The organism is Desulfovibrio sp. JY, from assembly GCA_021730285.1.
GTDB lineage: Bacteria > Desulfobacterota > Desulfovibrionia > Desulfovibrionales > Desulfovibrionaceae > Solidesulfovibrio.
The window spans coordinates 2,905,839-2,927,726 of record CP082962.1; the positions used below are offsets into that span (position 1 = coordinate 2,905,839).

At 65.1% G+C, this 21,888-nt stretch carries 20 protein-coding genes, 1 tRNA gene and 1 pseudogene; 13 read left to right on the plus strand and 9 right to left on the minus strand.

Going from position 1 to position 21,888, the window contains the following annotated elements:
- Window positions 1–15: 15 nt before the first annotated feature.
- The 6 genes from K9F62_12940 to K9F62_12965 all read right to left on the minus strand — a co-directional run bounded on the left by K9F62_12940 (window position 16) and on the right by K9F62_12965 (window position 5,710).
- Window positions 16–303 (minus strand): DUF503 domain-containing protein, encoded by a 288-nt coding sequence (locus K9F62_12940; protein ID UJX39632.1) that lies wholly within the window; start codon window positions 301–303, stop codon window positions 16–18.
- Between the two features lie 51 nt (window positions 304–354).
- A complete protein-coding gene (gene infB / locus K9F62_12945; protein UJX39633.1) occupies window positions 355–3,249 on the minus strand; it encodes a translation initiation factor IF-2 in 2,895 nt (964 codons plus the stop codon).
- Window positions 3,239–3,490, minus strand: a complete 252-nt coding sequence (locus K9F62_12950) for a YlxR family protein (protein ID UJX39634.1) — start codon at window positions 3,488–3,490, stop codon at window positions 3,239–3,241. Before K9F62_12950 ends, infB begins: the two co-directional genes overlap by 11 nt.
- Window positions 3,487–4,980, minus strand: coding sequence for a transcription termination factor NusA (nusA, locus tag K9F62_12955; protein ID UJX39635.1), 1,494 nt, complete (start codon window positions 4,978–4,980; stop codon window positions 3,487–3,489). Before nusA ends, K9F62_12950 begins: the two co-directional genes overlap by 4 nt.
- Before the next feature lie 28 nt (window positions 4,981–5,008).
- Window positions 5,009–5,551: a ribosome maturation factor RimP gene (locus tag K9F62_12960; GenBank protein ID UJX39636.1), complete on the minus strand. Its 543-nt coding sequence runs from the start codon at window positions 5,549–5,551 to the stop codon at window positions 5,009–5,011.
- Between the two features lie 83 nt (window positions 5,552–5,634).
- Window positions 5,635–5,710 (minus strand) — tRNA-Gly (locus tag K9F62_12965).
- Between the two features lie 155 nt (window positions 5,711–5,865).
- On the opposite strand from K9F62_12965, the gene flgF reads away from it, so the two are divergent.
- The 11 genes from flgF to fliW all read left to right on the plus strand — a co-directional run bounded on the left by flgF (window position 5,866) and on the right by fliW (window position 16,466).
- Window positions 5,866–6,651 (plus strand): flagellar basal-body rod protein FlgF, encoded by a 786-nt coding sequence (flgF, locus tag K9F62_12970; GenBank protein UJX39637.1) that lies wholly within the window; start codon window positions 5,866–5,868, stop codon window positions 6,649–6,651.
- 22 nt (window positions 6,652–6,673) lie between these two features.
- A complete protein-coding gene (gene flgG, locus K9F62_12975) occupies window positions 6,674–7,456 on the plus strand; it encodes a flagellar basal-body rod protein FlgG (protein ID UJX39638.1) in 783 nt (260 codons plus the stop codon).
- Window positions 7,457–7,487: 31 nt separating this feature from the next.
- Window positions 7,488–8,462: a flagellar basal body P-ring formation chaperone FlgA gene (flgA, locus tag K9F62_12980; GenBank protein ID UJX39639.1), complete on the plus strand. Its 975-nt coding sequence runs from the start codon at window positions 7,488–7,490 to the stop codon at window positions 8,460–8,462.
- A 159-nt stretch (window positions 8,463–8,621) separates the two neighbouring features.
- Window positions 8,622–9,344 (plus strand): flagellar basal body L-ring protein FlgH, encoded by a 723-nt coding sequence (locus tag K9F62_12985; protein ID UJX39640.1) that lies wholly within the window; start codon window positions 8,622–8,624, stop codon window positions 9,342–9,344.
- A gap of 40 nt (window positions 9,345–9,384) precedes the next feature.
- Window positions 9,385–10,521 carry a flagellar basal body P-ring protein FlgI gene (locus tag K9F62_12990; protein UJX43201.1) on the plus strand — a complete coding sequence of 379 codons (1,137 nt, stop codon included), beginning with the start codon at window positions 9,385–9,387 and terminating at the stop codon, window positions 10,519–10,521.
- Window positions 10,522–10,523: 2 nt separating this feature from the next.
- On the plus strand, window positions 10,524–11,534 hold the full coding sequence (locus tag K9F62_12995) for a peptidoglycan DD-metalloendopeptidase family protein (GenBank protein ID UJX39641.1): 1,011 nt from the start codon (window positions 10,524–10,526) through the stop codon (window positions 11,532–11,534).
- Between the two features lie 37 nt (window positions 11,535–11,571).
- Window positions 11,572–12,048, plus strand: coding sequence for a flagellar protein FlgN (locus K9F62_13000; protein ID UJX39642.1), 477 nt, complete (start codon window positions 11,572–11,574; stop codon window positions 12,046–12,048).
- Window positions 12,048–14,138 (plus strand): flagellar hook-associated protein FlgK, encoded by a 2,091-nt coding sequence (gene flgK / locus K9F62_13005; GenBank protein ID UJX39643.1) that lies wholly within the window; start codon window positions 12,048–12,050, stop codon window positions 14,136–14,138. The genes K9F62_13000 and flgK overlap by 1 nt, the downstream gene beginning before the upstream one ends.
- A gap of 17 nt (window positions 14,139–14,155) precedes the next feature.
- Window positions 14,156–15,679 (plus strand): flagellar hook-associated protein FlgL, encoded by a 1,524-nt coding sequence (flgL, locus tag K9F62_13010; GenBank protein UJX39644.1) that lies wholly within the window; start codon window positions 14,156–14,158, stop codon window positions 15,677–15,679.
- Between the two features lie 116 nt (window positions 15,680–15,795).
- A complete protein-coding gene (csrA, locus tag K9F62_13015; GenBank protein UJX39645.1) occupies window positions 15,796–16,035 on the plus strand; it encodes a carbon storage regulator CsrA in 240 nt (79 codons plus the stop codon).
- Complete coding sequence (fliW, locus tag K9F62_13020) at window positions 16,011–16,466, plus strand: flagellar assembly protein FliW (protein ID UJX39646.1); 456 nt, start codon at window positions 16,011–16,013, stop codon at window positions 16,464–16,466. The genes csrA and fliW overlap by 25 nt, the downstream gene beginning before the upstream one ends.
- A gap of 115 nt (window positions 16,467–16,581) precedes the next feature.
- On the opposite strand, the gene flgM is transcribed toward fliW, so the two are convergent.
- Together flgM and K9F62_13030 are read right to left on the minus strand one after the other, a co-directional pair.
- On the minus strand, window positions 16,582–16,899 hold the full coding sequence (flgM, locus tag K9F62_13025; GenBank protein ID UJX39647.1) for a flagellar biosynthesis anti-sigma factor FlgM: 318 nt from the start codon (window positions 16,897–16,899) through the stop codon (window positions 16,582–16,584).
- A 64-nt stretch (window positions 16,900–16,963) separates the two neighbouring features.
- A complete protein-coding gene (locus K9F62_13030; protein ID UJX39648.1) occupies window positions 16,964–17,428 on the minus strand; it encodes a hypothetical protein in 465 nt (154 codons plus the stop codon).
- Window positions 17,429–17,573: 145 nt separating this feature from the next.
- On the opposite strand from K9F62_13030, the gene K9F62_13035 reads away from it, so the two are divergent.
- Window positions 17,574–18,437 (plus strand): NAD(+)/NADH kinase, encoded by an 864-nt coding sequence (locus tag K9F62_13035; GenBank protein UJX39649.1) that lies wholly within the window; start codon window positions 17,574–17,576, stop codon window positions 18,435–18,437.
- Window positions 18,434–20,207: pseudogene (locus tag K9F62_13040) on the plus strand (hypothetical protein). Before K9F62_13035 ends, K9F62_13040 begins: the two are co-directional and overlap by 4 nt.
- A 194-nt stretch (window positions 20,208–20,401) precedes the next feature.
- On the opposite strand, the gene der reads toward K9F62_13040, so the two are convergent.
- Window positions 20,402–21,733: a ribosome biogenesis GTPase Der gene (der, locus tag K9F62_13045; GenBank protein UJX39650.1), complete on the minus strand. Its 1,332-nt coding sequence runs from the start codon at window positions 21,731–21,733 to the stop codon at window positions 20,402–20,404.
- Window positions 21,734–21,888 lie beyond the last annotated feature (155 nt).

Consider the following 21,888-nt stretch of genomic DNA (forward strand, 5'->3'; position numbering starts at 1 on the left):
GGCAGTATTTGCGCCTTACAGGAAAAGTATATCGATGTCGTCATCGACAAGTTCGGCCTCGGCCGTGGCCACGACCATGTTGAGCGCTTTTTGGAGCAGACCCCGGGCATGGGCTGCGTCGGAGGAGACGGTCACCGCGGCCAGAACGAGGGTGTCCCAGGATTCCTGCATGGCCGTCTCGGCGGCGGCCACGTTGAATTTGTTGCGCAGTTTGCGCTTGAGGCTTTGGGCCACGCGGCGCTTGCCCTTGAGCGAATCGTTGCCGTGCAACGTGAACTGGAGGGTCAGCACGCCTACGACCATGGTCATTCCGCATGCGGCGCGGGACGCGTGGGCGTCCCGCGCCGTCATCCGTTACAGGGTGGCCTTTTCCTCCACCGACTCGAAGGCCTCGATCACGTCGCCGACCTTGATGTCGTTGAAGTTTTCCAGGCCGACGCCGCATTCGTAACCCTTGGTGACTTCCTTGACGTCGTCCTTGAAGCGCCGCAGCGATGCGAGCTTGCCGGTGTAGACCACCACGCCGTCGCGCACGAGGCGCACGCCGGCGTTTCGGGTCAGCTTGCCGTCGAGCACGCCGCAGCCGGCGACCGTGCCGATCTTGGGCACGCTGAAGGTGTCTCGCACCTCGGCCTGGCCCAGGTACTGCTCGCGGATGACCGGGGCCAGCATGCCGGACATGGCGTCCTTGATCTCGCCCACGAGCTTGTAGATAATGTCGTAGAAGCGGATGTCCACGCTCTCGCGCTCGGCCATCTCCTTGACCTTGATGGTCGGGCGCACATTGAAGCCGATGATGATGGCGTCGGAAGCCGAAGCCAGCAGGATATCGGACTCGGTGATGGCGCCGGCGCCGGTGTGGATGATCTCCACCTTGACCTTGTCCGTGGAGAGCTTGTGGAGCGCGTCGGTGATGGCCTCGAGGGAGCCCTGCACGTCGGCCTTGAGCACGAGGTTGAGGGTTTGGGCCTCGGCCTCGGGCTTGCTGGCCAGGAAGGTTTCGAGGGTCACCTTGCTGGCCTTGCCGAGTTCGCGCTCGCGCTGTTTGGTGGCGCGGCCCTCGGCGATGCGGCGGGCGACCTTGTCGTCCTCGAGCCCGGCAAATTCGTCGCCGGCCTCGGGCACGCCTTCGAAGCCCTGCACTTCCACCGGGATGGCCGGTCCGGCTTCCTTGATCTTGCGGCCCTGGTCATCGAAGAGGGCCCGCACGCGGCCGGAGAACACGCCGCACACGAAGGCGTCGCCCTGGTGCAGGGTGCCTTCCTGGATGAGCACCGTGGCCACCGGGCCGCGACCCTTGTCCAGGCGCGCTTCGACGATGTGGCCGCGGGCGCGCTTGTCCGGGTTGGCCTTCAGCTGCAACACTTCGGCCTGGAGCAGGATCATTTCGAGCAGTTCGTCGAGGCCGATCTTCTGCTTGGCCGAGACGCTGGCGAAGATGGTGTCGCCGCCCCAGTCCTCGGGCACAAGGCCGAGCTCGCCCAGTTCGCGCTTGACGCGGTCGGGGTTGGCGTCGGGCTTGTCGATCTTGTTGACCGCGACCACGATGGGGACGCCGGCGGCCTTGGAGTGGTTGACCGCCTCGCGGGTCTGATCCATCACGCCGTCATCGGCGGCAACCACCAGGACCACGATGTCCGTGACCTGGGCGCCGCGGGCGCGCATGGCCGTAAACGCCTCGTGGCCCGGCGTATCGAGGAACACGATGTCCCCGCGCTTGGTGCTCACGTGGTAGGCGCCGATGTGCTGCGTAATGCCGCCGGCCTCGCCGGAGACCACGTTGGAGGCCCGGATGGCGTCGAGAAGCGACGTCTTGCCGTGGTCGACGTGGCCCATGATGGTGACGACCGGAGGACGGGGCTTCAGGTCTTCGGGCTTGTCCGTCTCGGAGGCGATGAGGTAGTCGTCCTCGGAGAAGCCGAATTTTTCCACTTCGAAGCCGAATTCGGACGCGGCCAGGGTGGCGGTCTCGACGTCGAGGGACTGGTTGATGGTCACCAGCGCCCCGAGGCCGAGCAGGACCTTGATGAGGTCCTGGGCCTTGGCGCCCATCTGCTTGGCCAGATCGGAAACCCGGATGGTTTCCTCCATGCGGATCTTGCGCTTGGCCGCCTTCATGGGCTGGGCGCCGGCGTCGACCTTGGTCTGGAGGAAATCGTCGCGGTTTTTCTTGCGCTTGAATTTGCCGCCCATGCGGCCGCCGGTGCGGTCCTGGATGTCGCCGGCCTTGCGCTTGCCGCCCTTGCCCGCGCCGAGACCGGCCCTGCGGCGATCGCCTTCGTTGGCCTGGGGCGTGAATTCCACCACGCGGCGGTCTTTCTTGCGCTTTTTCGCAGCGTCGTCGGTGCCGGGCTGCGGCGGCATGCCGGGCACGGGACGTCCGGTGGGACGGGGAGCGCCGGGACCGGGACGCATGCCGGGACGGGGCGAATCGCCGGCCGGGCGCCGGGGGGGCGCGGGGGGCGTTTTCTTCGGGTCCGGCATGGAAATGATACGCACCTTGGGCGCGGAAGAGGGCTCGGGCCGGCGGGGCTTGCGGCGGTCCTTCCCGGCGGCGTCGGCCCCGGCGGCGGGCGCCTCGGCCTTCTCGGGTTCCGGGGACTCTGGCGCGACCGGCGCCGGCGCTTCCTCCACCGGGGCCTCGACGGCTTCGGCGGCAGCTTGCGCTTCCTGCGTTTCGGGTGCCGCAACGGCTTGCGATTCCTCGGTCACGACCTCGGCCTCTGCTGTGACCGCGACTTCGACTTCGGCAGTCGGCGTCTCGGGTTGGGGCTCTTCGGCAGCCGGCGCACCGGCCGGGCGCACGACCCGGGCGGTTTCCATGATGACCGGCCTGGCCTCCTCGCGGGGCGCTTCGGGGGCCTCCGGCCGGGACTCCGGCGTTTCGCTCGCGGCTTGCGGCATCTCTTGCTCCACGGGCTCCACGACCTCCGTCTCCGGCGCCTCGGGGGCGGGGGGGGGCGTCACGGGCTCGGGCGCTTGTTCGCTTACGGTCGGCGCGGGGGGCGGGGTCGGGGCGGCCTTGCGGCGACGGACGATGACGCCGGGCTGCACTTCGGTATCAATGATCTGGGTACGGGCGGTCTGTCCCTGCTGCACGCGGGCGCGCACCTGGGCGGCTTCCTCGTCGGTCAACGTGCCCATCTGGCTTTTGACCTGGATGCCGAGCTCCCGCAGGATCTGCAGCAATTCCTTGTTGCCGATGCCCAGATCCTTGGTAATGTCCTTCAGTCTGATTTTATTCACCATTCCCCCCCCTCCGGCGCCTGGGCCGCCCGGAGTATTTCGAAAATTTCTCGGCGCATTCGGGGTTGGCGCAGAGATAGTGCCCCCGTCCCGGCATGACGGCCCGGGGATCGGGCACCAGGCGGGCGTCGCCGGTCGCGGCCGCAACATGGCGGCGCAACGCGCTTTTAGGATATCGGCCACGGCAGATGACGCACATGCGCGTGGGGCCGGCGCGGCGACCGGTCGTTTCGTTTTGCATCATCGGGTCGTATCCGTCTCCGGTTCATTGTCTGCCGCATCCACCGCCTTGGCGGTTTCAGGGGACGCTTCGGGAGCGGCCGCCTCGGCTTCGGGAGTTGCCGCCACGTCGGCCTCGGGCGGCGTTTGCGCCGCGTCCTCGACCGGAGTGTCCGCATCTTCGGCCTCGGGCGACGCCGGGGTCGCCTCCTCGGCCGGGGCGTCGGCGTCCTCGACCGGGGCTTCCCCGGCTTCGTCCGCATCGTCCTCGGTGTGGGCAGCCACCGCGCCCATGAGCTTGAGCGCCGCGCGCAGGTCGTCGCGCTTGGCCGGCGTCATGCCGTTTATGGCGTCGATGGCCTCATCGGGCGCTCCGGCCAGTTCCTCCATGGACTCGAAGCCGGCGGCCAGGATGTTGTCCACGGGGATCTCGGCCACGCTCGCCAGCTGCTCCAGGAATTTCTTGGAGGCGTTGACCTCGCGGAAGCGGGACTCGGTGAAGATGTCGATCTTCCAGCCGAGAAGCTTGGCCGCGAGTTTGACGTTTTGGCCCTTGCGGCCGATGGCCAGGTTGAGCTGGTCGTCGGAAACCACGACTTCCAGGGCTTTTTCGTCCTCGTCGACGGAAATTCGGGTCACCCGGGCCGGGGACAGGGCGTTGGCGGCGTAGCTGGCGATTTCGGGGTTCCAGACCACGATGTCGATGCGTTCGCCGCGCAGCTCCTGCACGATGTTCTGGATGCGCGAGCCCCGGATGCCGACGCACGCGCCCACCGGGTCGACGTCGCGGTCCTTGGACACCACGGCCACCTTGGCCCGGGAACCGGGATCGCGGGCCACGCCCACGATTTTGACCGTGCCGTCGGAGACTTCCGGCACCTCGCGCGAGAAAAGCGCCTTCATGTATTCGGCGTGGGTGCGCGACACGATGATCTGGGGGCCGCGTCCGGAGGGCAGGACTTCGATGATATAGGCCTGGACCCGGTCGCCGCGCTTGTAGCGCTCGCGGGGAATCTGCTCTTCCTTGGGAAGAAGCGCCTCGGTGCGGCCGAGGTTGATGATCCAGCCGGTACGGTCGCGGCGCTGGATGATGCCGGAAATGATCTCGCCCTTGCGGTCCTTGTATTCCTCGTAGATGATCTCCTGCTCCGCGTCGCGCATGCGCTGGATGATCACCTGTTTGGCCGACTGGGCGGCGATGCGGCCGAGGTTCTCCACCGTGAGCTTGAAGCCCATCTCGTCGTCGAGGGCCACGTTGGGATCGATGGCCTTGGCGTCGGACAGGCAGATCTCCACCGCCGGATCGGCCACGTCGTCGTCTTCCACCACGACTTTGAACTGGTACACCTCGATCTCGCCCTGTTCGTCGTTGTAGCTGACCTCGACGTCGAGGTTCTCTCCGTATTTGCGGATGACCGACGAGCGTACGGCCTCCTCCAGGGTATCAACCAGCAAGTCGCGGTCGATGCCCCGGTCCTTGCTGATCTGATCGATGGCTTTTTTGAGTTCCGTCATGGGGTTCCCTCCGAGGTCCCGGACGACGCTAGGCGTCGCCCTCCGTGGCCTCTCCTTCGGAAATGGCGTCAAAGGCGTGGATGAGACGGACCTTGTCCGCTTCGTCGAAATCAAAAGACAGCGAGAACGCCTGCGGCCCGGGATCCACCGTCAGGGTGACGCGCGTATCCGCAACCGCCGCCAGTTTCCCCCGGAATCGCTTGCGCCCGTCCCGGGGCGCGGCGAGCTTGGCCTCGATGGTCTCCCCGATGTAGGCCGGCAGTTGTCCGGCCGAGAAAAAACGGCGGCCAAGGCCCGGCGAGGACACCTCCAGCACGTAGGGACCGTGAAAGATGTCTTCCATCTCGAGCAGCGAGCCCAGGTGGCGGCTGACCGTGGCGCATTCGTCGATGGTCACGCCGCGACGCTCCGGCGTACGCGGGACGTCATCGGCGAGGTCGAGGTAGAGGCGCACAAGCTGGCGATGTCCGGACGCAGCCAGTTCCACGCCCCAGACGACAAGGCCCTTGGCGGCGAGGAACGGGGAAATCAGTTCCCGAATTTTTTCCGGCGCTACGCTTGTTCGCTGCATGTTGTCCTTTGTCAGCAAAAAAAAAGTGGACCGATCGTCAGGCCCACCTCGTCACGACAACCGTTGGGTTGGGAGACTCAGGTTGGAGCGGGCGACGAGGATCGAACTCGCGACACCAAGCTTGGGAAGCTTGTACTCTACCAGCTGAGCTACGCCCGCTCGAATTGGAGGGAATACCATCTCCCCCGTATTTGTCAAGCGAATGGGGCCAGCCTCGGAAAAAAGTACACAGTCCCCCGCCCGGCGTCTCCGGGAGCGGTTTTGGCCGTTGGCCCGCATGTTGCAACCGTGTCGGCCGAGGAGGGCCGCACCCCATGGAAATGAGCATGCTGAGCGCTGTCTTCGGGGCTTTGTCCACGGAATTGCGCCTGAATATGTCCGCCAATAATTTGGCGAACGTCAACACCACCGGCTATAAGCGCGACCGGGTGTCCTTCGAGGACACCTTCCTGCGCTACGCCCACGACTACCATATGGACCCGCGCGGCAACCTCCGGGAAAAGGAGATCTTCCCCCGGGCGGACCTCGTGGCCACGCCCCGGCTGGCCGAACAGAAAATCGATTTCGGCCAGGGCGCGCTGCAACTCACCGGCAACCCTCTCGACGTGGCCATCCAGGGGGAGGGCTTTTTCAAGGTCTCCTCCGGCGGCTCCACCTACTACACGCGCAACGGGGCCTTTCACCGCGATGCCCAGGGCATGCTCGTCACCGATCAGAATTATCCCGTCCTCGGCAACGGCGGTCCCATCCAGATTCCCGACGGCCGGGACATTTCCATCGACGGGACCGGGGCGATCCATGTCGACGGGGCCCAGGTGGGCCAGATCGACGTGGTGACCGTGCAAAATCCCGAGGCTCTGCAAAAATACGGCGCCAACCTCTACATGCCCCAGGACGGCGTCACCGTCCGGGAAGGGGCGGTGGTGGACGGCCAAAGTCAGGTCGCCCAGGGATACCTGGAAAAACCCAATGTCCAGGTGGTCGAGGAGATGGTCAACATGATCGAGACGCAACGTACCTACGAAGCCTATCAGAAGGTCATGACCAACACCAGCGATCTCGACACCAAGTCCATCCGCATGGGCACGGACAAGTCGTAACGCTCGAGAGGAGAAAGACGCCATGATGCGATCCCTTTGGACCGCCACCACCGGCATGGTGGCCATGCAGATGCAGATAGACACCATGTCCAACAACCTGGCCAACGTGAACACCGTGGGCTTTAAAAAAAGCCGGGCCGAGTTCGAGGACCTCATGTACCAGACGCTCCAGGTGGCCGGCACGGAAACCGCCGGCGGCAACCGCATCCCCACCGGCCTGCAGGTGGGCCTGGGCGTCAAACCGACGACGGTGCACAAGTTCTTCACCCAGGGCGACCTGCAAAATACCGGCAACCAGCTCGACATCGCCATCCAGGGCCAGGGCTTTTTCAAGATCGACGTCAACGGCCGGGAACTCTACACCCGGGCCGGCTCGTTCAAGCTCAACCAGGACGGCACCATCGTCAATGCCGGCGGCTATCCGCTCCAGCCGACCTTTTCCGTGCCCACCGAGACCAAGACCATCACCATCACCGAAAACGGTCACGTCTCCTGCCTCGACCAGGACGGCGCCGAACTGGCTTCGACCGATATCCCGCTTTACACCTTCATCAACCCGTCCGGACTCACCGCCGAGGGCAGAAACCTCTATTCCACCACCCAGGCCTCGGGCACGGCCAACGAAGTGACGCCCGGCGACCAGAACGCCGGCACCCTGGCCCAGGGCTACCTGGAAATGTCCAACGTGGAGCTCGTCGACGAAATGGTCGGACTGATCGTCGGCCAGCGCGCCTATGAAGCCAACTCCAAGGCCATCACCACAGCCGACGGCATGTTGCAGACCGCCGTCAACGTGAAGCGGTAAACGCCGTCGGGAACTTCCCCGGGAGGATGCCATGACACGCCTGATCAAAACCGCCGTCGCCGCCGCCCTGGCCTCGGTGCTGCTTTTCGCCGCCGCGACGGCCGGGGCCGCCTTGTGGCGGCTTTCCGTCAAGGAAGCGGCCACCGCCGCCGGCGAGCGGGTGCTTTTATCCGAAATCGCCGAGCCCCAGGGCCAGTTCCCGCCCGACGCCTGGGCGACGCTCGGGGCCACGCCCCTTTGGTATTCCCCGGAGACGGTGGGCACGCAGACGATCATTCCCGCGGCCAAGATCCTGGAGGGGCTTCGCTACTACCTGCGCGACGCGCCGGTGGAATACGCCCTGCCCAACCAGCTCGTGCTTTCGCGCGGGGGCAAGGTGCTCTCCCACGAGGAACTGCGGACCATGGCCGTCGAAACATTGACGCCCAAGGTGGCGGCCCTTGGCGGCGAGGCCCGGCTCGTGTCGGTGTCCGTGCCCGACCATCTTTTCATCGATGACCGGAGCACCGGCGTCCACGTGGAATGCGGGGAAGCAGTGCCCGGAAAAATGCCCTTCCGGTTCGTCGTGGCCGGTCCGGGGGCAAAGATATTGCAACAGATCCCGGCAGAGGCCGTGGTCGAACAGTTCGCCCGCGTGCCCGTGGCCATAAAGCCCATCCTCCCCAGGGACGGAGCAGCCAGGGAACAGGTCGCCTATGTTTGGGAACGCCGCAACATGGCCCACATCAAGGGCCGGGTGTTCGAACCCGGCGACGGCCAGTGGCGGGCGCGCCGGGGCGTCGGCGCGGGCCAGATCATCATGGCCGACGACATGGAGCCCATGCCGCTTATCCTGCGCGGCGACCAGGTCCGGGTGGTCTACCAGGGGCGCGGCGTGCGCTTGACGCTGCTGGCCGAAGCCCTGACCGACGGGGCCCCGGGCGGCAAGATCACCGTGAAGAGCCCCAAGGGCAACAGGGAACTCATGGGCATCGTCCGGGACAGGTCCACGGTCATGGTCCAGTAGCCTGAGAAAAAAATACGCGAGTATTCTTAAGAAAAAAGAGTGATCCGAATGCGCCGCATGCGGGATGCGCCGGAAAGCATCCCGAGGGCGCGACACGGGGCTGGCGTGGCACAAGGATGTGTTTTCGCAAACGCCGAGGACGGAAAGGACGGAGTCGTCATGATACGCAAGCACTATATTCCCCTGCTTCTGGTCGCCGGCCTTGCCGCCTGCGCGCCGGCCTCCAAGAAGGCCACGCCCATGCCCCAGGTCACGCCGACCGTGGCCAAGGCCCCGCCGCCGGCCCAGAATCCCGGCTCGGTCTTCAGCCAGAACCAGCCCACCTTTTTGTTCGACGACACCCGGGCCCGGCGCATCGGCGACATTTTGACCGTCAACATCGTGGATACGTCGAAGTCCGACCTCAAGGCCGAGACGAAAAACGACAAGACCAGCAGCCAGCAGCTCGGCGTGTCCAACTACTTCGGCAACAAGACCATCACCGGCAACCTGCCCGGGCAGCTCGGCGGGCCGGACTTCGGCATGAAGGGATACACCGGCTCCACGCCGCTGGTTGGCGTCAATAACGCCGAGAAGTTTCAGAGCAAGGGCGAGACCAAGCGGGAATCCGCCGTCACCGCCTCCATCGGCTGCCGCATCGTCAACATCCTGCCCGGCGGGGTGATGCAGCTGGAAGGGGCGCGGCAGACCCGCGTCAACAACGAAAACCAGATCATCGTGGTCAAGGGGCTGGTGCGGCCCATCGACGTCGGCCCGAGCAACACCGTGGCCTCGACCCAGCTGGCCGACTGCCAGATCGAATACTACGGCGAGGGCGACCTGGCCGACCGCCAGAAGAGCGGTTGGCTGGCCCGCATCCTCGACAACGTCTGGCCGTTTTAAGGCCGTATCGCGGGAGCAAAAGGATATGCACCCCATCATCATGAGCACAAGCCTCGCCATGCGTCCGGTCCGAGTGTTGGCCGCCCTGGCCCTGGCCGCCCTCACCGTGCTTGCGGCCCTGCCCCTGACGGCCTCCCCGGCCCACGGCGCGCGCATCAAGGACATCGCCACCGTCTCGGGCATGCGCAAGAACCAGCTCGTGGGCTACGGCCTGGTGGTCGGGCTCTCCGGCACCGGCGACCAGCGCGGCTCGGATTTCACGGTCCAGTCCATCTTCAACATGCTCGACAAGATGGGCGTGCGCGTGGACAAGGCGACGCTCAAGCCGAAAAACGTGGCCGCGGTCATGGTCACGGCCCAGATGCCGGTTTCGTCCCGGCCCGGCAGCCGGCTGGACGTGACCGTGTCCTCCATCGGCGACGCCACGAGCCTGCTTGGCGGCGTGCTGCTGGTGACGCCCATGAAGGGCGTCGACGGCAACATCTACGCCATCGCCCAGGGCTCGGTGCTGGTCGGCGGCGTCTCGGCCCAGGGAGCCGGGGCCTCGGTGTCGAAAAACATCACCACCGTGGGCCTGCTTCCGGGCGGGGCCAACGTGGAGCGGGCCGTGGCCTTTTCCTTCAACGACCAGCCCGACCTGACCCTCTCCCTGCGCAACCCCGACTTTTCCACGGCCACCCGCGTGGCCAAGCGCGTCAACGAAACCATGGGCTCGGCCATGGCCGCGGCCATCGACGCCGGCACCATCCGCCTGTCCGTGCCGCCGGAGAACCAGGGCAACCTGGCGCCGCTCATGGCTTCCATCGAGAACATCGAGGTCACCCCGGACCACCGGGCCCGGGTGGTGGTGGACGAAAAGACCGGCACGGTCGTCCTTGGGCAAAACGTCCAGATCTCGCCCGTGGCCATCACCCACGGCAACCTGCAGATCCAGGTCCAGGAGTCCGCCGACGTGTCCCAGCCGCTGCCGTTTTCCAATGGCCAGACCGTGGTCACGCCCCAGACCAACATCGGGGTGACCGAGGAGAACCGCAAGCTCAAGATGATCGAAGGCGCCACGCTCCAGGAACTGGTGGAGGGCTTAAACGCCCTTGGCGCGACGCCGCGCGACCTCATAAGCATCCTGCGCACCCTGGAATCGTCCGGGGCGCTGGCCGCCGACCTGGAGGTCAACTAGCCGTGAGCCTTCCTTCCGGCATGGGCGACCTGGCCGCGACGGGGTCCTTGCAGGCCGATGTGGCGCAAAAGCTGCGCGTCGACGCCCTGCGAAAGACCCTCTCCGGGGGCAAGACCAAGGAGGCCAAGCTGCGCGAGGCCTGCAAGGGCTTCGAGTCGGTCTTCATCTCCCAGCTCTTCAAGGAGATGCGCGCCACCGTGCCGAAAGACGGGATTCTCCACGGCCACTACGAGGATCAGTATTATTCCATGTTCGACAAGGCCATGTGCGACCAGCTCGCGGACGACGGCGGCATCGGCCTGGCCGACATGATGTACCGCCAGCTCAAGGGCCAGGTGACGGGCCAGGACGGCAAGGCCGGGCCGGGCGACATCCTGCCGGCCAACCGGCCCGTGGCCGCCCACGGATCGTCCTTGTCCGGCGTGGCGCGCATTCCTGTTCCGGGCGGCGCCGCCCCGGCCGGCAAGCGCGGCATCCCGGCCGACCATTTCTCGCCGGAAATGGCCGCCGCCATGGCCCGCCCCGGCGTCCCCCCCCTGGCCAGCGCCCATGCGCCGACGGACGGCGCGACCGACCAGGCCGCCGCCGCGACCCAGGCCGTGACGCCCATGGCCGCGCCGGTCAATGGCGAAATCACCTCGGAATACGGCTGGCGCGCCGATCCGTTCAAGGGCGACCGGGCCTGGCACGCCGGCATGGACATCGCCGCGGCCCAAGGGTCGTCGGTTTCCGCCTGCTGGGGCGGCACGGTCGTTTTTGCCGGGACGAAGGGGGGGTACGGCAACGTGGTCGAGGTGGAGCATCCCGGCGGATGGAAGAGTGTTTACGGGCACTTGAGCAGTTATTCGGTCAAGGCGGGCGATCCTGTCGCGGCTGGCGGAAAAATTGCAGAGGTTGGCAGTACCGGACGTTCCACCGGGCCGCATCTGCACTTCGAACTGCGCCGGGGAAGCGAGACGGTCGATCCGGAGCGGCTGCTGGCCGCGTCGGGACTTGTCCAGGATGCTTCGTAGAAACCGTATATTTCAAGGTGGTTAAGGAGGCGCAGCCATGATCGCGGGCATACTGTCCAACCTCGAACGCCAGCTCAAGGCCGTTTTGCTGCTGGATACGCTGCAAAAGGAAGAATTTTCCCACCTCTCCGCCCGTAATCCGGGTGGGGTCGCCTCCGCCGAGTTTTCCATCCAGGAGCTCCTGCGCCAACTGACCGTGGAGCGCCACAGCCTGCACGCGATTTACGCGGCGCTCGATCCCGGGGCCACGCGCCTTGGCGACGTCATCGGCCGCTTTTCCCCCGAGGATGCGGAAAAGGCCGGCGGGCTCGTGGCGGCCATCGACGCCGGCCAGCAGCGTTGCGCCAAGCAGGCCAGCCGCAACTACGCCATGGCGCTTGGGCTTTACGACGTGGCCAAGGGCAGCCTCGACACCCTGCGCAAACTGCTCGTGCCCAAAAAGGGCGTCTACGGGGCCACGGGACGCATGGCCACCGGTACGTCCGGGCCGGGGATCATCAGCGGGAGACTCTAATGTCGAGCTTAAGCTCCATCCTGTCCATCGGGCGATCGGGCCTTACCGCCTCGCAGGCCGCCCTGCAGGTGACGGGCAACAACATCGCCAATGTCGACACCGAAGGCTACAGCAAGCAGTCGGTGGTGCTCGTCGACGGGCAGTACATCACGTCCTCGCCCGGCCAGCTCGGTTCCGGCGTGGTGGCCCAGGAAGTGGTGCGCTCCTACGACTCCCTGACCGAATCCCAGTACGTGTCCCAGATTTCCGTGCGCGACCGCTGGAAGGCGCTGTATAACGGCCTCACCTCCATCCAGAACTATTTCAACGAGTCCAACACGAACGGGGCCAACGCGGCTTTGTCGAAGTTTTTCGGGGATTGGGGCGACCTGACCGCCAACACCGACGATACGGCCACGCGCCAGACCATGCTCGAGGACACGGACACGCTGCTTTCCATCTACCGGTCCATGGCCTCGTCCCTGGAGGGCCAGAAGACGGCCCTCGATACGGCCATCACCGACGACGTGGGCACTCTCAACCAGCTGGCCTCGGATGTGGCCGACATCAACCGGCGGATCAACCAGTACCAGATCGACGGTAAGAGCATTCCCAACAGCCTTTACGACCTGCGCGACTCCAAGGTCGAGGACCTCGCCTCCCTCGTGGACGTCAATGTGGTGGACAACGGCAAGGGCAACTACACCGTCTACACCAAGTCCGGGCAGACCGTCGTGGACGGCACCGAGGCCTACAGCTTCAAATACAAGCAAGGGCAGACCGTCCGCCAGCTGAGCGCGGCCTCGATAACGGCCGACTCGAACGCCCAGTGTTACTACGACGGCTCGGATTCCCACGAATACACGATCCAGGTGGTGGACTCCGGGGGCGTCGGCGCCGGGGCGACGTTTAAGGCTTCCCTCGACGGCGGCAAGTCCTGGCTGACCGCTTCCAACGGCAGCACCGCCATTTTTCAGGCCGACGGCACATCGGGAAAAGTCAAGGTCGGGGACCTGGATATTTGGTTCGACAAAGCGGATGCCTCGGACCCTTCGCCGTTAAGCGATCTCAACGCCGGCGACACCTTCACCCTGGTCCCCAAAAAGGCCCTCTACTGGCACACCACGACCGGCACCGAGGAAAACGTCACCCCGCAGTTGCATGCCGACGGCACGGACAACGAGCGTCGGCTGACCGGTGGGGCGCTTTCCGGCGCGTTTTTGCTGCGCGACGTGAATCTGGCCGGCTATCAGGATTCCCTCGACGCCATGGCCAACAGCCTGGTCTGGGAGATCAACCGCGTCCATTCGCAAGGCGCGGGGCTCACGAATTTTTCCTCGGTCCAGGGCACCTACGGCGTGGAGGATGCGGACGCGGCGCTCGGCAGCAACCAGGCCCACCTGACCTACGGCGACCGCCTGGCCTCGGGCGCGGCCATGATCTACGTCTACGGGCCGGACGGCGCATTGAATACCAAGGACAGCATCTGGGTGGACCCGACGGCCACCACGCTCAACGACTTCGTCACGTCGATCAACACCGCCTTCAGCGGCAAGCTGAACGCCACCGTGGTCAACGGCCAGCTCAACCTCAGCGCCGCCAGCGGCTACTCCTTCCAGTTCGGCGACGATTCCTCGGGCATTCTGGCCGCCCTTGGCGTCAATACGCTCCTGACCGGCTCCACGGCCTCGGATGTGGCCATAAACCACGTGGTGACAAGCGACACCAACCGGGTCAACGTGGGCCATGTCGGCTCGGCCGGGCTGACGGCTGCGGGTGATAACACCACGGCCACGGCCATAACCGCGCTGGCGGCCAAGGACGTCAATTTCTTCGTGACCGGCAAGGCCACCTCCAGCCAGACCTTGAGCGGGTATTACAACTCCCTGGTCGGGCAGGTGGGCTCGGACACCTCGAGCGCCAACTACCAGGCCACCTACCAGACGGCCCTGGCTTCCCAGGTCCAGGCCCAGAAGCTTTCGATTTCCGGCGTTAGCCTCGACGAGGAGCTGACCAACCTCATCAAGTTCCAGCACGCCTACCAGGCGGCGGCCAAGCTCATCAGCACGGCCGATTCCTTGTTCCAGACGGTTCTGGGGCTCAAAAACTAGCTCCAGGAGGTTGCATCATGGCCCTGCGCGTCACCCAGCAAATGCTCTATGGCACCGTCATCAATCAGAACAACGCCTCCCTCGCCAAGCTGATGGCGACCAACGAACAGGCGTCCACCCAAAAGCGCATCAACGCGCCGTCCGACGACCCCAACGGCGCGGTGCAGGTGCTCGGGACCCGGAGCGATTTGAGCCAGCTGACCCAGTACCAGAGCAACATCACCTCGGCCACGGGCTGGCTCAACCAGTCCGACAGCACCCTAAGTTCCGTCAGTTCGCTTATAAGCACCATCAAGGGCTACGCCGAGCAGGCGGCCACGGGCACGGTCACCGACGAGAACCGCAACGAGATCGCCACCCAGATCCGCCAGTACTTCGGCCAGCTCATCTCCTTGTCCAACACCACCTACAACGGCAAATCGCTTTTCGCCGGCCAGAAGACCGACTCCGCGGCCTACGAGGAAGGCCTGTGGATGAACAGCAACGACGCGACCTTCGACGCGGCCGTCGGCGCAAGCGGCGGGTTCACTATTTCGGGGAGCTCGGATTCGACGGTGCTGGTGCAGTTCATGGGCACCGACACCACGAACTATCAGCCAGCCTTCCAATATTCCACCGATGGCGGCACGACCTGGAACAACGGAACGTACGCCACGGCCCCGGGCGCGGCCAGCCAGACGCTGAACCTCGGTTCGGGCCTGTCCATGGACCTCGATGCCAATGCGCTGACCAACGTGACCGCCTGCGCCGACCATAACGATTCCAAAGGCACCTGGATGTGGATCCGGCCGACCGCCGTCTACCAGGGCAACACCAACGAGGACGTCACGGTATTTAGCGTGGACACCGGCGGCGGTACGGCCACGGCCTCGGCCTCGGGCGTATTCAGCGGCAACGTCATGGTGCGCATGGACGACACGGCCGGTGCCAAATACCAGTATTCCTACAGCACCGACGGCGGGACGTCCTGGGTGACGGGCAACACGTCGAGCGACATCGGGCCACCGACGACCATGGCCGTTCCCGGCGGGCTTTTGACGATCACGGGCGGCGCGCCCGCCGACGGCGACCAGTTCTTCATCCAACCGGGCACGGCCGACATTTCCATCGGCATCTCGCCGACGGATTCGGTGGTGGTCAACGGAGTGGGCACGGAGATATTCGGCGGCATCGACGACAAAACGGCCGTGACGTTTAGCGGTTCCAACGCCGGCAACCTCTTCGAGACGGTGGGCAAGCTCGTCGGCTATCTGGAGACCAACAATCAGGGCGGCATCCAGGATTGCCTGGACAACCTGACCACTGCGCAAAACCAGGTGCTGGTGGCGGCCTCGTCGGTTGGCGCCCGGGAGAACAGGGTGACCGCGGCCGGGACCATGATCACGACGCTTAAGGAGAACGCCACCTCGACGCTCAGCAATGTCGAGGACGCGGACCTGACGACGCTTATCACCACGCTGTCGGAGCAGGAGCTGGCCTATCAGGCGGTGCTCAAGTCTTCCAGCATGGTCATGGACATGTCCCTGGTCAAGTACATTTAGCCCCGGGCGCCGGCCAGCCGTTGACAAACGGCGGCAACGGCGCGTAAGGGTCATCGTAACAGGGCGCGAAGATGGAATTTTTCACGTCTGAAACATAAGTGGGGGCGCGGGCGTTCATGCTCATTTTGACCCGAAGGCCGGGCGAGAGCCTGCACCTCGGCGACAACATCAAGATTACGGTGCTGGGCGTCCAGGGCAAGCAGATCAAGATCGGGCTGGAAGTGCCCGACGATATGCAGGTGTATCGCGAAGAGGTTTATCTGCGGGTGCTGGAGCAGAATCGGCAGGCGCTTTGCGCCATGGATTCCGATGTCCTGGCGGCGGCGAAGTTATGGCCAAAAAAGACGAACGAGTAGTGGAAACGCGGCTCGGGAGCATAACGCTGCCCGAGGACCGCGTGCTCAACTTTCCCCGTGGGCTCATCGGCTTCATGGGACACCGCGAGTTCACCCTGATCCGGCTGCGCGAAGAGTCGCCGTTCATGGTGCTGCAAAGCCTAAGCGACCCCAAGCTCGGACTGCTCGTGACCGACCCCTACAGCTTCATGACCGAATACGAGGTGGTCATAGGCGAGCCCGACCGCCGGCTGCTCGGCATCGAGAGGCGGGAACAGACCGCCGTCCTCGTCACCGTGACCATCCCCCAGGGCATGCCCGAACGCACCACGCTCAATTTGAGCGGTCCCATCATCATCAACAACGAGACCCGCATCGGTCTGCAAATCCCGCAAACCGACTCCCGTTATCCGGCCCACTTTATCCCGGGCATGGTCCCGGTGGAAAAATAGCCCGGTTGCCCGCGGCCTTCGGCGGCCCGCTGGCGAGGCTTCCTCTCCATCAAAAAAAAGCCTTCCCGACGCAACGGCATCGGGAAGGCTTTCGTTTCTGCGTGATGGACCAACGTTAGCCGAACAGGTCGGACTCCATGGTCAGCATCTTTTCGGCGATCTTTTTGGAGTCCGGCTGGTAGGTACCGGCCTGGACCTGGGCCTTGAGGGTGGCCACCCGGTCGGAGCGGACCTCCGGGGCTTCCTTGGCCTGGCTTGCGGCCAGGGAAACCAGCCTGGCATCGCCGGAAAGGGTCACCCGATCCGATGCGGAACCCGCTTCGGTCTCGGAAGCGGAGCCGCGCGTCACGCCCGAGGTCTCGCCCGAGCCGCTGCGGCCGATTCGGCCCTGGCCGTACGCCTGATTGATTCCGAGTATGTTCTTGATGTCCATGGTGCCAACCCCCCTCCCGCGTTATCCCTCGCAATGTACGTATCGGTAGCGGGGGGACCGAAATTTAGAGCATGGTCGCGTCAACTTTTTCCAGGGCCAATTCCCACAACCGCTGAAACACGGCCGTCTTGACCTCACCTGTCAGTTCCTCATGGCCGTTTTCCGGGTCCGCCCGGAATATCTGCATTTCCTGATCCTCGGGCGGATAGGCGAACACCAAGGGGTATCCGAGCTCTTCTTCCAGCTCCGCCTTGATGTCCTCGACCACCGGCGTGTCCGAGCCCGTCACGATGCAGTTCTCGACGATCTCGGCCGCCACCCGACCCACCAGTTCCCGTCGTTTGGCCTCGCGGGAAATGCTGATTTCGTCTTCGGCGCCGGCGGCCATCAGCGACCGTCGGTAGCGGGCCAGGCGCCTGGCCGTGGTCACCTGCCGTCCGTAGGTGCGCAACATGGCGCGGACCTGGTAGGGGATCGCGGTCAAGGCGTGTAACTCCTTCTCACGGAACTTATCGGATGCTTGTCCCATACCTTTAGTGGCAATCGGGAAAAAAATCCATTGCCTGCCGTGGCGAGTCCCGGGCCGCGTCTTTCTTGTGTCATGACCGCCTTTGCCTTATAAGTGGCGTCCTCCCCGGACCGCAAGGGGATACAACCCGAAACGGAGACCGGGCATGGGCCACGACATCAAAACCATTCTCATTATTTATAAAGCCGAGCACACCCTGGCCCGGGATACGGCCTGGACCGTGGCCGACTGGCTGGCCGGGCAGGGCGTGACCGTGCTGGTCCGGGAAAACCTCCCCGACGCCCCAAGCTCCGTGGTGCCGCCCGGTGCGGTGCTGGCCGCCCGGCCGCAACTGGCCCTGATCCTCGGCGGCGACGGCACCATGCTTTCGGCCGCCCGGCAGACCGTGGCCGACGGCGTGCCCTTTTTGGGCATCAATCTCGGCCGGGTGGGGTTTATGACTTCGGCCGGCCTCGACGACTGGCGGACGATCCTGGCCGACGTTCTGGAAAACGGCTTCATCCCGGCCCGGCGCATCATGATCGACGTGGCCGTGATCCGGGGCGGGCAGCGCGTGTACGAGACGACATCGCTCAACGACGCGGTGGTCAGCCGCGGGGCCATGGCCCGGCTCGCCGCCTTCAACGTGAGCCTAGACGACGTCGACGTCTGCACGCTTCGGGCCGACGGCGTGGTCATCTCCACCCCGACAGGGTCCACGGCCTACTGCGTCTCGGCCGGCGGGCCGCTCATCTATCCCGGCCTCGACGTGTTGTGCGTGGTGCCCATCTGCCCGTTTTTAAGCGATTTCAAGCCGGTCATCGTGCCGGCCGAGTCCTCGGTGCGCCTGGCCCTGTCCGCGCCGGAAACCAACATGTACCTGACCTGCGACGGCCAGGAGCTTTTCCCCCTCGACGACAACGACGTGGTGGAGGTGCGCAAGTCGCCCCGGTCCCTGATCCTGGCCACGCGAAAGGACGACAGTTATTTCGGCCGGTTGCGGCTTAAAGGATTCATCAGCTGCCCATGACGGAAAAATCCCTCGAACCGGCGCTGCCGGCCGCGTCCCTGGAGCCGGGCCAGGCCCCGCGTTACGGCCTCGATCCCGTCCTCGACGCCTGGCTTTTGCACTTCATGACCGAGAACAATCTGGAGCATTCCATCGCTCCGGAAAAAAAACGCCTCGCCCGAACAACTGCGCTTCATGGTGGCGCTTGCGCCCGAGGAAATCTACGTGCCGTGCTCGGACGCCATGTTCGCCCATCTTTTCAGCGCCCGGGCCGACCCCATGGTCGTGGCCGAATACGACGGCCGGCTGGCCCGCATCGACGGGCTCATCGACGCCTCCGTGCCCGACGCCTACACCCGGACCAAGATCCGCACCCTGTGCCGGCTCAAGTACCGGCAGGCCCTGGTCAAGCCGACCATGATCCCCTCGCGCCTGGCCAAGCGGCTGTGCACCATCCTCCTGACCCAGTCCGGGCTCGACGACCCGCACCGGGAGCGCAAGCGGGCCTTCAACCGCCGGGCTTTTTCCTTCATCCAGAGCGAGGCGTTTTCGACCATGCTCTACGCCTGTCCGGACGATCTGCCGGGCTGCCGGGCGCTGCCCGACCTGCGTTTCGCCCTGGACATGCTGGAGCTGCGACGGCTTTTGGCCTTGGGCGCCATGCCCGCCATCTGGACGGGCGAGGGCGCGTTTCCCGGCCGGGGCGAACTGGACGCCGCCCTGGCCCGCTTCCCGGCCGATTTCGCCAAGCTTGAGGCGCTGCTCGATCCCCGGCGCGGCGGGCTCAAAATCCTTTTTTTGCCGGACAGCGCCGGCGGGGTGCTCTTCGACCTGCTGGCCGTGCGCACGCTCCTGCGCCTGGGCCACCGGGTGATCGTGGCCGTCAAGGACGGGTTTTATTACGACGCGCCCACGTTCTGGGACCCCGAGGGCGATCCCATTCTCGACGCGGCCCTGTCCGGGGCCCGTTTCGTCAGCGACCCGCGTCTGGGAAAAAACGCGCTGCTCCAGATCATGCGCGAAAACCCGCTGACGGTCATTTCCGACGGCACCCGTGAACGGCTCAACCTTTACCGCGTCTCGGTCACCTTCGCCCGGGCCTGGAAGGAGGCCGACCTGGTCCTGGTCAAGGGGTCGCTCAGCCACAAGCGGCTCATCGAGACGAGCCATCTTTTCACCCGCGACGTGGTGTCCTTTTACGGCGACGGGGAGCGCGGCCTGCGCCTCGACTTCAAGCCCCGCGCCCCCGGAGCCCGCTCGCTGACCGAGGCCGAGATCACGGCCAAGGCCGAGGAGATCATCGCGGCCATGCGCGCGGCCAGGACGGCCGGCAAGATCGTCATGTTCTACAGCGCCGTCATCGGCTCCATCCCCGGCCAGACAAAGACGGCCATCGAGCTGGTGACCGCCTTCGTGGCCCATCTGCGCGAAAAGCTCGCCGATACCTACATCATCAATCCGGCCGAGCACTTCGAAGAGGGCATGGACGCCGACGACCTGATGTTCATGTGGGAAAAGGTGCAGCGCAGCGGCCTGATCGACGTGTGGCGCTTCCAGACCCACTTCGACATCGAAAAGAGCTTCGAACTGCTCGGGCGCAAGGTGCCCCCGGCCTGGTCCGGCAAGGACGCCACCTTCTCCACGGGCTGCACCAAGGAGATGCGCATCGCGCTGTCCATGCAGGCCCGTCAGCCCGAAATGCAGATCATCGGCCCGGACCCGGAAAAATTCCTGCGCCGCCGCGAATACGGCGTGGGCAAGTTCTGCGACGCCGGCATCGAGTGCCGGTGACAGGCGAAAAGCGAACCGGGGGGAAACCTTTCTTGCAGAAAGGTTCTCCCCCCGGACCCCCTTTCCAAAGACTCTTCAAAGGGTAGGCGGTTACCGCCTGTAACTGTTGAAAGTTTTGGGGAGGGGAGAGCGCGAGAGGGGGACCCTTTTTTCAAAAAGGGTCCCCCTCTCGCACGTTCTTCCCCGCTCCTCTCCTACTCTTTCGGCTTGTGGCTGGCGCGGCAGACGACCTTGACCGGGGCCATGGTGATGCCGAAGAGCTTGCGCAGGCCGTTTTCCAGGTATCGCATGTAGGAGTCGCGCACCCGCTCGGTGTCGCTGACGAAAAAGACGAAGGTCGGTGGTGGATCGGAAGCCTGGGTCAGGTAGTAGAACTTGGCCCGGCGTCCGTTGACCAGCGGCGGCTGGTGCTTGTCCAGCACCTCGCGCATGGCCCTGTTGAGCGCGCCGGTGCCGACCCGGATCTGGCATTCCTTCCAGATTTCCTCGGCCATCGGCAGGATCTTGCCGATCCCCTTCCGTTGGGCGGCCGAGATGTAGAGCACCGGCACGTGGCCGCACATGCGCAGTTCGTCCTGGATGTCCTTGCGCAGCGCGATCATGTCCTTCTGGGGGACGAGGTCGATCTTGTTGACCGCGATGAGAAATGGCGTGCGTTCCTTGTCGAGGTAGGAAATGAGCCGTTTGTCCTGCACGCCCACGCCGCCCGTGGCGTCGATGACCACCACGGCCACGTTGGCGCGCTTGGCGCTGCCAAGCGCCTTGCCCACGCTGTAGCGCTCCAGCCCGTCGGTGATGCGGGTGCGCTTGCGCACCCCGGCCGTGTCCACGAACACGTAACGCCGGCCGTTTTTCACCAGCGCCACGTCCACGGCGTCACGGGTGGTGCCGGCCACGTCGCTGACGATGAGGCGTTCCTGGCCGAGCAGTTCGTTGACCAGCGACGACTTGCCGGCGTTGGGCCTTCCGAGCACGGCCAGACGGATGCCGGCTTCGGGCGCGGGCAGGCCTTCTTCCCCGGAGGCTTCTTTCTCGGGCAGGGCCTTGGCCAGGGTCTCGGCCAGATCCTGCAGGCCATGGCCGTGAGCGGCGGAGAGCGGCAGTATCGGAAAGCCCCAGGCGTGGAAATCGCCGGTCAGGGCCGTGATGCGTTCGCTTCCGTCAACCTTGTTGACGGCGACGATGACGGGCTTGCCCGCCCGGCGCAGCCGCTCGGCCATCTCGTCATCAATCGCCGTGCGTCCGGACTTGCCGTCGACGAGAAAAAGCACCACGTCGGCCATGGTCAGGGCGATTTCCGCCTGAACGACGATTTGCCGTTCAAGGCCTTCCGGGGCGTCGAAATCCATGCCGCCGGTGTCGATCAGGGTCACGATCCGGTCGTCCAGTTCGACGGTCGCCTCCAGACGGTCACGGGTGACGCCGGGACGGTCGTGGGTGATGGCTTTTGGGCGTTTGGCCAAGCGGTTGAAAAGGGTGGACTTGCCTACGTTGGGGCGTCCGACGATGGCCACGATAGGGGGCATGGGGCTGGTTTCTCCTTGGACGGGGCTCAAAAAGCGGAACGGCGCGAAGTGCGCGCAAAGGGGAGCTAGTGGCTTGACCACGACTTTCCCGCCATGTCAACCGCTAATACGAAAAGCGTCGTGCCCGGTCAATCATCCGGCAGGGAGGGGGAGGG

Bases quoted from the DNA above. Each gene is read 5' to 3' on its own strand.
- K9F62_12940 (UJX39632.1), bottom strand. From the start codon at position 303: ATGGTCGTAGGCGTGCTGACCCTCCAGTTCACGTTGCACGGCAACGAT.
- infB (UJX39633.1), bottom strand. From the start codon at position 3,249: ATGGTGAATAAAATCAGACTGAAGGACATTACCAAGGATCTGGGCATC.
- K9F62_12950 (UJX39634.1), bottom strand. From the start codon at position 3,490: ATGATGCAAAACGAAACGACCGGTCGCCGCGCCGGCCCCACGCGCATG.
- nusA (UJX39635.1), bottom strand. From the start codon at position 4,980: ATGACGGAACTCAAAAAAGCCATCGATCAGATCAGCAAGGACCGGGGC.
- K9F62_12960 (UJX39636.1), bottom strand. From the start codon at position 5,551: ATGCAGCGAACAAGCGTAGCGCCGGAAAAAATTCGGGAACTGATTTCC.
- flgF (UJX39637.1), top strand. From the start codon at position 5,866: ATGGAAATGAGCATGCTGAGCGCTGTCTTCGGGGCTTTGTCCACGGAA.
- flgG (UJX39638.1), top strand. From the start codon at position 6,674: ATGATGCGATCCCTTTGGACCGCCACCACCGGCATGGTGGCCATGCAG.
- flgA (UJX39639.1), top strand. From the start codon at position 7,488: ATGACACGCCTGATCAAAACCGCCGTCGCCGCCGCCCTGGCCTCGGTG.
- K9F62_12985 (UJX39640.1), top strand. From the start codon at position 8,622: ATGATACGCAAGCACTATATTCCCCTGCTTCTGGTCGCCGGCCTTGCC.
- K9F62_12990 (UJX43201.1), top strand. From the start codon at position 9,385: ATGAGCACAAGCCTCGCCATGCGTCCGGTCCGAGTGTTGGCCGCCCTG.
- K9F62_13000 (UJX39642.1), top strand. From the start codon at position 11,572: ATGATCGCGGGCATACTGTCCAACCTCGAACGCCAGCTCAAGGCCGTT.
- flgK (UJX39643.1), top strand. From the start codon at position 12,048: ATGTCGAGCTTAAGCTCCATCCTGTCCATCGGGCGATCGGGCCTTACC.
- flgL (UJX39644.1), top strand. From the start codon at position 14,156: ATGGCCCTGCGCGTCACCCAGCAAATGCTCTATGGCACCGTCATCAAT.
- csrA (UJX39645.1), top strand. From the start codon at position 15,796: ATGCTCATTTTGACCCGAAGGCCGGGCGAGAGCCTGCACCTCGGCGAC.
- fliW (UJX39646.1), top strand. From the start codon at position 16,011: ATGGCCAAAAAAGACGAACGAGTAGTGGAAACGCGGCTCGGGAGCATA.
- flgM (UJX39647.1), bottom strand. From the start codon at position 16,899: ATGGACATCAAGAACATACTCGGAATCAATCAGGCGTACGGCCAGGGC.
- K9F62_13030 (UJX39648.1), bottom strand. From the start codon at position 17,428: ATGGGACAAGCATCCGATAAGTTCCGTGAGAAGGAGTTACACGCCTTG.
- K9F62_13035 (UJX39649.1), top strand. From the start codon at position 17,574: ATGGGCCACGACATCAAAACCATTCTCATTATTTATAAAGCCGAGCAC.
- der (UJX39650.1), bottom strand. From the start codon at position 21,733: ATGCCCCCTATCGTGGCCATCGTCGGACGCCCCAACGTAGGCAAGTCC.